A 12,152-nucleotide genomic window follows, 5' to 3' on the forward strand; every position below is an offset into this window, starting at 1 on the left:
ATGAATTAGTGCTGAGGCTTTAAATATTGCTCGATAACTTTACAGAAAATTTTTACCATGCCGGGATCAAATTGGGACCCGGCACAGGAGATAATTTCATGGATGGCTGTTTCAGGGGAAAGGGCACCCCGGTAGGGGCGGTCATTGGTCATGGCGTCGTAGGAATCGACAATTGATAAAACCCGACATTCAATCGGAATGTCTTCACCGGCGAGACCCAGGGGGTAACCGCTACCATCCCATTTCTCCTGATGTTTTAAAATTAGATGGGATATTTCTTTTAGTTCCGAGGATTCATTGGCAATTCGTTCGCCGATGGCGCAATGGGTTTTCATTACCTTCCATTCATCTGGGGTTAAAGCACCAGGCTTTTTTAAGATGCTGTCGGGAATACCGACTTTGCCGATATCATGGAATTTGGTCAGCAACTGAATCCGATCCATGACATTCTGGGGTAAACGCAGCGCTTGTCCAATAAGAGTGGCCAGGGTATCCATGCGACTGGTGTGGCCTTCGGTGACATAATCTTTGGCTTCCAGGGCCTTCATTAACGTTTTAACCAGATTGTTGCGGGTACTGGATTCTTTTAGAAGTTTGTTCTGATACATATTATTGTCGGCTTCCTGAAACAGAAAGTTGGTATTAACCAGGCCGCATGGGTGATAGGAATAACCGTAGGAAAGAGATATTTTAAAGGTTGCATCAGGTAGTTCGTTTAAGCATTTTAAATGGCCATTCATTTTTTCCAGGGCGGATTCGATGGTATCCGACGGTTGATTTTTGACAATTACCCCGAATTCATCACCACCAATTCGGGATACAATTCCCAATGGTTGAAAACATCGGCCAATGACCTGACTGGCCGAGACAATCACCTGGTCTCCCAGCAAATGGCCCAGCGTATCATTGACAAATTTAAGGCCATCAATATCCAGTAATAAAATGGTTAAATTTTTGATGTCCCGGTTGTTGAGCTGTTCCAATTCAGCTTCAAAAAAACGGCGGTTGGCGATATGAGTCAGGGTATCTTTATCCACCAGATCCCGGAGTTTCTTTTCCATGATGACCCGTTCGGTCATATCCCGGATCATAATTAAAACTTCGTCAAAGCTGGAAATCTGAACCCGGACTTCAAAATAATGAAGAGAATCTTTAAAGGTTATCGAAAAATAATAATCCGATAAAACCCGGGTTCGCATAACCAGGTCAATCACCTGTTTTAAATCAGCCATCAGAATCGGATTGCGCATGATTTCCAGAAGGGCATATGATCCGGTTTTTAATGAAGGATTAAGGGGTGTAATCTGTCCTTCGTCATTGCTGATCAGTAGGATATCGGGGATGGTGGCGATTAAAGCCCGGGTTCGGCTGTTGATTCGTTCCAGATCCAGCAGTTTAGTTTGTAGTTCAGAGTAGTAATTCTTTTTAAATGAGTTTTCACCCAGGCCGATTATCGTTTCCCGGGTGATCGCTTTTTTATTTTTGTGATTCCAATACTCGTCCATAAATCATTCTCACCTCTTCTTTTGTCAAGACTCTGGGATTGGTCACCATACAGGGATCATTGAGAGCGTTTTCCACCAGATAGTCGAGGGTGCTTTCTTTGAGATTGGGCACCATAATACTGGCAGGAATATTTAGGTTTTCCCGCATCGAAGCGATCCGGGTTGTGATCATTTCAAGTAGTAAATGATCGCTGACATTATCGACCAGCAGACCCAATTGTCTGGCGATATCCCGATAGCGGTCAGGTACGGTTTCAAAATTAATGCGGATAATGTGTTCAAGCAGAATGCTATTACATTCGCCATGCGGTAAATCCAGAAGGCCGCCCATGGAATGGGACATGGCATGGACAGCACCGAGACTGGCATTGGAAAAGGCCAATCCGGCCTGGAGGGAACCCAGCATCAGCTGAAACATCGTTTCAATGCTTCGTGCAGGTGTGATGGATTGTTCGACGTCTTGATTAATCAGACGAATCGACTCCAGAGCATGAACGTCAGTCAGGGCTGAATGGGTATTGGATACATAGGCTTCGATGGCATGGGTCAAGGCATCCATGGCAGTACAGGCAGTTAAATAGGGATCCATCGACATCAGCGGAACCGGATCGATGAGGGCCAGATCAGGGACCACCTTTTTACTGATGATTGCCCGTTTAATATTGGTAGCGGTATCCTTGATAATGGCAAACTGAGAAACATCGGCTGAGGATCCGGCGGTGGTAGGAATACAGATAAGCGGTGGCCCGGGCATCTGTACTTCATCGACCCCTTCGTAATCAAGGATATTGCCGCCGTTGGTTGCCACAATACTGATGCACTTCGCACAGTCGATGGCACTACCGCCACCAATGGCAATGATCAGGTCGCAACCCAGTGATAAAAAAAGCTCTGCACCGATCATCGCTTCGATATCTTTTGGATTAGGGGTGGTTTCATCAAAAATACAAAGTTTTTTAACATGGGGACGGATCTGATCGATGGTTTCGTGATACCAGTCAAAATCATGAATATTTTTATCGGTTACAATCAGCGGTTTTTTGGCATTAAAATGAGATATGTAGCGCCCAATCAACAAGCGGGCATCGACACCAATGATTATTTCCGGGATCACAAATTTTCTTAGTTCCAGTAGGGTTTCAGCCATAACAATAACCTCTCTTCTCATGTGAAAATCTGTTACTTAAGTATAACAGTTGAAATTCTTTCTGTAAACATTTCGATGATGTTAGATACAATTATCGTAAAAAGGTTTATCTTTAATAAGTACCCGCATCCGATGAAAATTAACGTAAATTTAACCGGATGATAATATTAATGACCATCTCCTCTGGTTATAATTTGTGACATCAACAATGGGGAGGAATGTGTTTGGATATCAATCAGAATAAAGAAGAGCGGTTGAGAGGAGAGCTCTTGGAAATACTCTATCAAAAAAAAATCTCGACCGTTTTTCAGCCCATTGTGTCATTACAAGACGGAACTGTTCATGGCTATGAGGCGTTGAGTCGGGGTCCAGCTGATTCGTTGCTTCATAATCCGGATATGCTCTTTACTTGTGCCCAGAAATTCAACAAGCTCTGGGAGTTGGAATTTTTGTGTCGGTCGAAGGCCTTTGAGGCGGCTTTTAAAATCGAAAGCGAATTTAAACTTTTTTTAAATGTAAATCCCAATATTATGCAGGATGTCCAATTCAGAAAAGGCTTTACCCGGGAGTACCTGGAAAAATTTGACATTGATCCCAAGCGCATTATTTTTGAGATTACCGAGAGTGAGGCCATCAATCACCTGGTGGACTTTATTAAAACCATTGACAATTATAAAGAACAGGATTATCGGATTGCCATCGATGATGCCGGGGCCGGATATTCGGGATTGAATTTAATCTCGGATATTCATCCCAATTATATTAAACTGGACATGAAACTGATCCGGGATATCGATAAAGACATGACGAAACAATCTCTGGTGCGGTGTCTAAACGAGTTTTCGGAATATACCGAAACGGCACTGATTGCCGAGGGGATCGAGACGAAGGAAGAACTGCTGACACTCATCGAAATTGGGGTTCAGTATGGACAAGGTTATTTTATTCAAAAGCCCAATGGAATTCTAAATTCAATCTCAAAGGATGTGCTTGAAATTGTTATGAAAGAGAATGCCAAGAAAAGAAAGTTGTTGGATAATCGGGTTCTCGATGACCGGATTGAGAGCATATGTAAGCTGGAGAAGACCATAACACCGGATATCCTTGTTTCACAGGTTCATGAAATGTTTAAAGAAAATGAAACCCGCGCCGGTTTTTGTGTGGTTGAAGATCAGATGCCGATCGGGGTGATTACCCGAAATGCCCTTTATAAACGGATTAGTGGTCAATATGGTTATATACTTTATGCTAATAAACCGGTTCGTACTATCATGGATACAGATTTTATGGACGTGGATTGCCTGGCCACCATTGATGTTGTCGGGAAAAATGCGATGCAGCGGGATTTTGACAAGATTTATGATTTTATTGTGGTAACCCGGGATAATCAGTTTCAGGGCATTGTAACGGTTAAAGACCTGATGGAAAAACTGATTGAAATTGAGTTTGTTTATGCAAAGCACTTGAATCCATTGACTGAGTTGCCAGGAAACCTGATGATTGAACAACAACTGGAAAAAGCCCTTAAATCCAAAGATAAAAAAACGATACTATATTTTGATCTGGATAATTTTAAGGCCTATAATGATTTGTATGGCTTTGAAAATGGTGATCGTGTGTTAAAGGAATTTGCCGAGATCTTAAAAACCAGGATTCCAAGCGAGCATTTTATTGGTCATATTGGTGGGGATGACTTTATTGCCATTGTTCCTAAAAAGAAAACCGAGCAGCTATGTATCAGTATCATGCAGGCCTTTAATGAGGCCGTGATTAAATATTACAGTAAGGAAGATATAGATAAAGGCTATATCACCTCCAAGGATCGCAAGGATGTGGAGGAGAATTTTCCATTTTTGTCAGTTTCAATTGCTGGTGTGGCCAGCGATCACAGCAAAACGATTTTTGAACTGGCAGAAACAGCGGCGAAAATAAAAAAGAAATGCAAGAAAAAAACGGGCAGTAATTACCTGTTGAGTTAAACTGAGTAGTCAAAAAACAGATGCGCATCGCGTGTCTTTTTTTTTACCAGTGGACTGAAATCCCGGATGATTGAAGCTTTCTAGAAATGGGTAAATATGGTCTGAGATAAAGAAACGAGGTGACTAAAATGGATAAGGAATTAAAACCTCAGGTTGTCGTCAGTAAATGCATGGGCTTTGATGCCTGTCGTTATAATGGACAAACACTGCCGGATAAGTTCGTCGAAAAACTAAAAGATTATGTGGACTATTTTCCAGTTTGTGCCGAAGTGGAAATTGGCTTGGGAGTGCCCCGTAACCCGATTCGCCTGGTGATGGAAAATGAGCAGCTTGTTTTGTATCAACCGGCATCGGATATTGAATATACCAGGGAAATGATTGCATTTAGTGATGCTTTTTTTGACAGCCTGAAGGCCGTGGACGGCTTCATTTTAAAAGGGCGTTCGCCATCCTGCGGCACCAAAGACGTCAAAGTTTATCTGGGTAAGGCGAAGACCACGGGTTCAATGAAGGGTCAGGGCATTTTTGCAGCCCAGGTATTTAAACGCTATCCCTATCTGGCCATCGAAGAGGAGGGCCGGTTAACTAATTTTAGAATCAGAGAGCATTTTTTGACCAAACTTTATACGCTGTGCCATTATCGCCAGGTGGAAAAAGCCAAAACGATGGCGGCACTGGTTAAATTTCAGGCTCAAAATAAATATTTGCTGATGGCTTATAGTCAGAAAGAGCAAAGAGAATTGGGGCGAATTGTTGCCAATCATGATAAGGTATCGCTCGAACAGGTCTTTAGTAGTTATAAAACCCATCTTGGCATTGCTTTTTTGAGAATTCCCCGGTATAGTAGTTATATTAATGTGATGCTGCATATTTTTGGTTATTTTTCAGAACAGCTTTCCAGCGGCGAAAAAAACTTCCTGTTAGATAGCTTTGAAAAATATAAAAATGGGAAAATCCCCCTCAGTGTGCCGATCAATATCCTTAAGTCCTATGTCATTAAATATAACGATCCCTATCTTCTGGAGCAGACCATCTGGGCACCGTTTCCGGAAGAACTGATGGATATCAGTGATTCGGGAAAGATGGCAGAGCGGATCAGTAAATAATTAAAAATTGGGGGAGCAGAAAAGATTTGAATTTTAAGCCGAACTGTTCTCAAACCGGATTCTATGGTATGATTTATATGAGGTAACAATGAATATTTATGAAATGCCCGAGTTGCCCATCAAGGATGAACTGATCTCCGTACTGGAGCACAATCAAACGATCCGGATCGAACGGATTATCAGTACGGGTCAGCAATCAAACTGGTATGATCAGCAGGAGTACGAGTATGTGATTTTGCTGGAAGGAAGGGCTCAGTTGGTCTTTGAAGATGACCGGAAGGTCACCTTGGTAAAAGGGGATACTCTTTTGATTCAGCCGCACCAGAAACATCGGGTCGCCTATACCTCGACGGATCCGCCCTGCATCTGGCTGTGTGTGTTTTATTAAAAGTGGCGTTCATTACCCAATTGGTACAAACCGTAAAATTAGATTCAATATCAAAGGATAAGTGCGGAGATAAGAATGAAAAATGAAATGACAGGCAAAATAAAGATCTTAAAAGACGGGCCCTATGTGGTTACCGGGAATATTAAGCTTTCTGAGAAAATAATTTCTTCTCAGGGAAAGGGCTATGTTTATCGGGAAGGGCGGGAGTTGCCGCAAGCGAAAACCTATACCCTATGCCGCTGCGGAAAGTCAAAGAATCCGCCTTTTTGTGATGGCGCCCATTCAAAATGTGATTTTCATGGTGATGAAACCGCTTCAAAGGCCGACTTTATCGATCGGGCTGAACTGCTTATTGGGGCTGATCTGGATATGCGCGATGACCACCGCTGTGCGTTTGCCAGATTCTGTCACCGCAATGATGGTACCGCATGGGAGCTGATCAGGCAGTCTGATAATCCTACGCTTAAAAATGAAGCCATTAAAGCAGCCAGTGAGTGTCCGGCCGGGCGGTTAGTGGCAGTAGAAAAAAGTGGCGCATTCATCGAACCGGAATATGAACCCGAAATTGTGATTCTCCAGGATCCGGAGCGGGGGGCCAGTTGTGGTATTTTTGTTAAGGGGGGGATTCCGCTTCAATCGGCGGATGGCAGCCTATATGAGAAACGCAATCGGCTGGTATTGTGTCGCTGTGGTGAATCTAGCAATAAGCCCTTCTGTGACGCGACACACATTCATATAAAATATTTGGACGAACAGGCGTAAACCAGGTAGCGTTTTATGTAAAAAGATGATACTTGACAAAGGCTCGTTTTGCTTTTATCTGGTAGTCTACAGGTTCGGTCAAGATTGCCAAGGCTGCTTTTTATCAGTTGATTGGAAACAGCAGAATTTTCGGACGCGTTTTGGAATGAGGAAGTGGATGGATTTACAAAAGGTATTCTTAAATTTAATCGTGTATGCATTACCGATCATTGCGGTTGGCTACAGTGTTGTGGGGATAAAGCTCTTAAAGCAAAAAGTCGAGGGCCAGTTTAATTATTTTTCGGCCCTGATGTTTTCTTCGGCAATTTATGCGTTGGGGTACTTTCTGTCGCTCAACTCGCAAAACATTAAAATGATGATCATAGCCCGGGACGTTGCGAATCTGGGTGTGATATTTATTCCCACGTTTGGAATCTTATTTGTTTCCCAATTCGCAAAAGTCAAAATTTCCCAGCCAATCAAATATTTACTGATAGCCCTTTCAGGGATACTCTGGATAGTATATATTACCGATCCGATTCATCATCTGGCGTTTTACTGGGTGGAATTGACTAAAGTAAATGGTTTTTCGGTAGCCAGTACATCCAAAAACATCGGCTATTATCTGATTCTTACCTACTACATCGGTTTTCTGCTGTATTTAATAGTCACTTTGATCAAAGCATATAAAAAATCGAATTCCCCAAGTTGGAAAAAAAGTTATCGTTTCATCCTTGTGGCAATACAGGTGTCATGGTTTGCGGTGCTGGTGATCCTGATGGGGGCTGATAAATATGTGGATCCGACACCGATTGTGATTTTGTATATTTCAGCCATGATTGCTTTAAACGAAGTAAAAAATGATTTATTTGAATTGGAAATCAATCGTTGGAAACAGACTTTTTGGAATATTGGCGAGGTGGCCTTTCTGATTAACAGTGATGCGGAGATTATATGTTTAAATCCAGCTGCCAGTCTTTTTTTTGCGGAAAAAACAGAAAGTGATTCAGAAATTCTGAGAATTCTAAATCGTGGTAATCGTAAACGCACGCCAGTAAAGGTCAGAACGGATGAAAAAATCCATTGGTTTTATGTAAATAAAAATGATTTCGACGTTAAGCGGAAGCTGGTCAGCTATATGCTGGTGGATTTTAGCGATCGTTATCAGGCAGAAATAGCATTAAAAGAAAGTGAAGAAAAACACCGGCTACTGATCACCCAAATGGCCCAGGGACTGGCGGTTCATGAAGTTATTTTTGATCAATCCGGCAATCCCGTGGATTTTTTATATTTGGATGCCAATGAAAGCTATGAGAAGCTGGTTGGGATGAAGCGGAAGGAGATTATCGGTAAAACAGCAAGGGAAGTAATGCCGGGAATGGATCAGCAGTGGATCGTAAAATACGGTCAGGTAGCCATGACCGGTCAGCCAGTTCGTTTTGAATTTTATGACCGGTATGTGAGCAAATATTTTGAAGTGGTAGCCTATTCTCCCCGCTTTAAACAATTTGCGGTGATTATTACAGATGTTACGGAGCGCAAACAGGCTGAACAGGAAATCCGATATTTGAGTTATCATGACTACCTTACTGGTCTTCATAACCGGCGGTATTATGAAGAAGAACTGGAACGACTGGATGTTCCCGATAATCTCCCAATTACGATGATCATGGCAGATGTCAACGGTCTTAAACTGATAAACGACTCCTTTGGCCATGCTATGGGTGATGAGTTGTTAAAAAAATCCGCCCGGTTGATCTTAGAAGCTGCTCCAAAGAACAGTATTGTTGCCAGACTGGGGGGCGATGAGTTTATTGTGATTTTACCGCAGACGGATATTTTTCAGGCCGTTGAGGTGATTAATGACTTGAAAACAAAGACCTCAAATGAAAAAATCGACGCCTTTGATATTTCCATATCATTTGGTTGCGAAATAAAGGAAAGTGAAAACCAGGATATCCAGGAGATTTATAAACGGGCTGAAGATGACATGTATCGGCATAAGCTCTATGAAAGTACCAGCATCAAAAACAAAACCATCGAACTGATTATGAATACCCTTTATGAAAAGAGCAGTCGGGAAATGCTTCATTCTCGGAGAGTCAGCGAGATCTGCAAATCGATTGCGATCGAGATGAGTCTGAGCAAGGATGCGGTTAACCAAATTGGGGCTGCCGGTCTGATGCACGATATTGGCAAAATGGGGATTGATGAAAAAATCCTTAACAAGGGCGGCCATTTGAATTTCGAGGAGTGGCAGGAAATACAGCGGCATCCAGAAATTGGTTATCGGATTTTGAGTTCTTCCAGTGAATTTTCCGAAATGGCAAGGTATGTGTATGAGCATCATGAACGCTGGGATGGGAAAGGTTACCCCAAAAAATTGAAGCACGAAGAAATATCCATACAGGCAAGAATTATTGGGGTGGCGGATGCCTATGATGCCATGACCTGTGATCGCTCTTATCGTAACGGTCTGAGTCAGGCAGATGCCATTTGTGAACTAAAAAAGCACGCCGGTACTCAGTTTGATCCGGAAGTGACAAGGATCTTTATTGAAAAAGTGCTGACTCAAGAATGATGGTTTGTTGGAAATTAATGCATGCTGAATCAGAAAAAGAATGGCATTCAAAAGTATCCAGTCTTCAAAAAACAGAAAGAGTCTGAAATCAGGCTCTTTTTTAGGTCGAAAATAAATGAAATATCATTGATTTAACGACCATTTCACTTCAGTTTCAGAATCATTTCTGATATAATGAACGAAATCATTGGGGATATCGGATCGAACGGATTTATGAATGCGACATAAGTGGTTGTTGGATGGATATTTTTGATAATGGTTATTTTTTAGGCTTTAATAAACACTTCGAACGAAAAAAAGCGATTTATGTAGTGGGAACGGGTAGGAAAGAAGGTTATGATGAGGATAGGATATGCATGTTTAACGGTTGGTGTGCTGAATACGGAATTGAAAACGTGCTTACTGAAAAATGCGTCCGAAGAAAAATTGACTGAATTGATTAAGCACAATCTGAATGCTCTCGAAAAGATGATTGACTATAATATTGAAAATCAGATTGAGTTGTTTCGAATCAGCTCATCACTGATTCCGTTTGGATCGAGTCCGGTCAATCGGATTGTCTGGTGGGAAGTTTTTGAAAAACAGTTTAAAAAAATCAGCAAAAAAATTGCCAAAAGTGGCATGCGCGTTTCCATGCACCCGGGACAGTATACCGTTTTAAACTCGGCAGACGAAAATATTGTGGCGAATGCCATTGCCGATTTGGACTATCACGCCTGTGTCATGGATAGCCTTGGACTGGGTCCTGAAAATAAGATTATCCTCCACGTCGGGGGAATATATAATGATAAAAAACAGGCAATTAAACGCTTCCTGAGAAATTACCAGCGATTGAGTGAAACGGTAAGAAAACGATTGGTGATTGAAAACGATGATAAATCATATACCATCAGTGATGTTTTAATCATTGGAAAAGCCCTGGACATCCCGGTGGTTTTTGACAACCTGCATCATCAGGTGAATCCGTGCGATGAAAAGCAGTCGGATACATATTGGATTGACATCTGTAAAACTACCTGGAAAAGTCAGGATGGCAAACAAAAAATCCATTACTCCCAACAGCATCCGGATAAAAAGCCGGGCTCGCACTCCAAGACCATCGGAATAAACGAATTTATGGCATTTCATCAGGAGTTGGATGGCAGAGATCTGGATATCATGCTGGAAGTGAAAGACAAGAATTTATCGGCGATTAAATGCATTAACTGCATAACCGCACCAAAAGAAATTAATCGCCTGGAACATGAATGGAGCAAATATAAATATGCAGTATTGGAAAGATCGCCCCTCGATTATCTGGAGATTCGAAAACTGCTTAACAATAAGGACAGCTACCCCTGCATGGAGTTTTATAATCTGATTGAATCATCCTTTCAAAAAGAAGCCACCATGGGAAACTCAATTAATGTGGCGCAACATATCTGGGGATATTTTAGAACGATTGCATTGCCCAGCGAGAAAAAGTATTTTCTAAAACTGCTGGATCAATATGAAAAAGGGGAAGCCTCCATTAAAAAGGTGAAGAAAAATCTGTGGAAAATGACGGTGAAGTATGAACTAACTTACCTGTTGGATTCGTATTATTATGTTATTATCTGAATAGAATGTATGGGGACGGATTATCGAAAAAACATTTCGATGATGAGTCAGAAAGTTGTGAAGGGAAAACCATGTTAAATGCTGAAATCAGAGAATTGATTAAATACCTGAAAAGCATCGTTGCGGAGGAAAAACCGGACAAGGGTGTTTTAGAAAAATACGGAAATGATCCGGATTTTATTGAGCTCAATGAAATGATAGGGGATATTCGCAGCGCCTGTAAAAAGCATTTTGAGATGATTTTTGACTTATTTCCGGATCCAACCATTATCACCACCATGGAAGATGGAAAGTTATTGTCCTATAACCGGGCCTTCTATAAATTGATAAACACCAGAGGGAAAAACATCATGGCTGATGTGACGAATATTCATGATTTGTACTTTGAATTGGACAAACGGGATCAGCTAATTGAAGAATTGAAGCGAACCGGTGTCAGTGAGAACATGGAAATCATGGTAAATGATGTGAATGGTGAAATGTTTGTCGGATTGGTATCAGCCCAGGCCATTAGCATTGAGGGCGAAGCACACATCTTGAGTGTCATCCGGGACATCACTGAAATTAAAAGACTGGAAGAGGAAATAAAAAAGTTATCAATTAAGGATAAACTGACCCAGGTGTTTAATCGTCAAAAGCTCGATGAGTTTTTGAAATTTGAATTGGAACGCTCCGAGCGGACAAAGGCACCTTTTTCGGTTATGCTGGTTGATGTGGACTCACTCCGCAATATCAATGAGACTTATGGGCATCAGGTAGGGGATGAGATGCTGGTGGCAGTGGCCGCGATGCTTAAGGACAACGTCCGGGTGACGGATATTGTGGGACGATGGAGCGGGGAGGAATTTTTAGTGATTCTTCCCGATACTGATGAAAAGGGTGCCGTTATATTGGCAGAAAAAACCAGGAAAATTCTTGAAAATACGCACTTTAATGCCGTTGGGAAGCTTACTGCCAGTTTTGGGGTTTCTGCCTATCGCAAAGATTTATTGCCGGCAACGTTGATTTCGCGAGCCCATACAGCCCGAAACCGGGCTAAAGAGAAGGGTCAAAACCGGGTTGAATATCAGTAGTGATCAACATATTAAAAATCATGGACGAGGTGA

9 protein-coding genes are annotated in these 12,152 nt (G+C 41.8%); 7 read left to right on the plus strand and 2 right to left on the minus strand.

The annotated features are described in order from the left end of the window. Window positions 1–5: 5 nt before the first annotated feature. Window positions 6–1,505, minus strand: a complete 1,500-nt coding sequence (locus Q7P33_RS00510; RefSeq protein ID WP_303866252.1) for an HD domain-containing phosphohydrolase — start codon at window positions 1,503–1,505, stop codon at window positions 6–8. After that, entirely contained in the window at window positions 1,477–2,652 is a 1,176-nt protein-coding gene (locus Q7P33_RS00515; RefSeq protein WP_303866255.1) for an iron-containing alcohol dehydrogenase, read from the minus strand. The genes Q7P33_RS00510 and Q7P33_RS00515 overlap by 29 nt, the downstream gene beginning before the upstream one ends. 224 nt (window positions 2,653–2,876) lie before the next feature. Here Q7P33_RS00515 and Q7P33_RS00520 point away from each other — a divergent pair, with 224 nt between their 5' ends. The 7 genes from Q7P33_RS00520 to Q7P33_RS00550 all read left to right on the plus strand — a co-directional run bounded on the left by Q7P33_RS00520 (window position 2,877) and on the right by Q7P33_RS00550 (window position 12,119). Continuing rightward, on the plus strand, window positions 2,877–4,631 hold the full coding sequence (locus tag Q7P33_RS00520) for a GGDEF domain-containing protein (RefSeq protein WP_369693270.1): 1,755 nt from the start codon (window positions 2,877–2,879) through the stop codon (window positions 4,629–4,631). Window positions 4,632–4,759: 128 nt separating this feature from the next. Next, window positions 4,760–5,737 carry a DUF523 and DUF1722 domain-containing protein gene (locus Q7P33_RS00525; protein WP_303866260.1) on the plus strand — a complete coding sequence of 326 codons (978 nt, stop codon included), beginning with the start codon at window positions 4,760–4,762 and terminating at the stop codon, window positions 5,735–5,737. An 88-nt stretch (window positions 5,738–5,825) separates the two neighbouring features. Continuing rightward, the gene (locus Q7P33_RS00530) at window positions 5,826–6,125 is read left to right on the plus strand and encodes a cupin domain-containing protein (protein ID WP_303866262.1); all 300 of its coding nucleotides are present in this window, start codon (window positions 5,826–5,828) and stop codon (window positions 6,123–6,125) included. A 75-nt stretch (window positions 6,126–6,200) separates the two neighbouring features. Continuing rightward, window positions 6,201–6,887: a CDGSH iron-sulfur domain-containing protein gene (locus Q7P33_RS00535; RefSeq protein ID WP_303866265.1), complete on the plus strand. Its 687-nt coding sequence runs from the start codon at window positions 6,201–6,203 to the stop codon at window positions 6,885–6,887. Between the two features lie 157 nt (window positions 6,888–7,044). Continuing rightward, complete coding sequence (locus Q7P33_RS00540; RefSeq protein ID WP_303866268.1) at window positions 7,045–9,447, plus strand: HD domain-containing phosphohydrolase; 2,403 nt, start codon at window positions 7,045–7,047, stop codon at window positions 9,445–9,447. A 336-nt stretch (window positions 9,448–9,783) separates the two neighbouring features. Then, on the plus strand, window positions 9,784–11,046 hold the full coding sequence (gene uvsE / locus Q7P33_RS00545; protein WP_369693271.1) for a UV DNA damage repair endonuclease UvsE: 1,263 nt from the start codon (window positions 9,784–9,786) through the stop codon (window positions 11,044–11,046). Window positions 11,047–11,051: 5 nt separating this feature from the next. Next, window positions 11,052–12,119 (plus strand): diguanylate cyclase, encoded by a 1,068-nt coding sequence (locus tag Q7P33_RS00550; RefSeq protein ID WP_303866271.1) that lies wholly within the window; start codon window positions 11,052–11,054, stop codon window positions 12,117–12,119. Window positions 12,120–12,152 lie beyond the last annotated feature (33 nt).

Origin of the sequence: Acetobacterium wieringae (assembly GCF_026646375.1) — a bacterium.
Lineage (GTDB): Bacteria > Bacillota > Clostridia > Eubacteriales > Eubacteriaceae > Acetobacterium > Acetobacterium wieringae_A.

Bases quoted from the DNA above. Each gene is read 5' to 3' on its own strand.
- Q7P33_RS00510 (WP_303866252.1), bottom strand. From the start codon at position 1,505: ATGGACGAGTATTGGAATCACAAAAATAAAAAAGCGATCACCCGGGAA.
- Q7P33_RS00515 (WP_303866255.1), bottom strand. From the start codon at position 2,652: ATGGCTGAAACCCTACTGGAACTAAGAAAATTTGTGATCCCGGAAATA.
- Q7P33_RS00535 (WP_303866265.1), top strand. From the start codon at position 6,201: ATGAAAAATGAAATGACAGGCAAAATAAAGATCTTAAAAGACGGGCCC.
- Q7P33_RS00530 (WP_303866262.1), top strand. From the start codon at position 5,826: ATGAATATTTATGAAATGCCCGAGTTGCCCATCAAGGATGAACTGATC.
- Q7P33_RS00550 (WP_303866271.1), top strand. From the start codon at position 11,052: ATGTATGGGGACGGATTATCGAAAAAACATTTCGATGATGAGTCAGAA.
- Q7P33_RS00540 (WP_303866268.1), top strand. From the start codon at position 7,045: ATGGATTTACAAAAGGTATTCTTAAATTTAATCGTGTATGCATTACCG.
- Q7P33_RS00525 (WP_303866260.1), top strand. From the start codon at position 4,760: ATGGATAAGGAATTAAAACCTCAGGTTGTCGTCAGTAAATGCATGGGC.
- uvsE (WP_369693271.1), top strand. From the start codon at position 9,784: ATGATGAGGATAGGATATGCATGTTTAACGGTTGGTGTGCTGAATACG.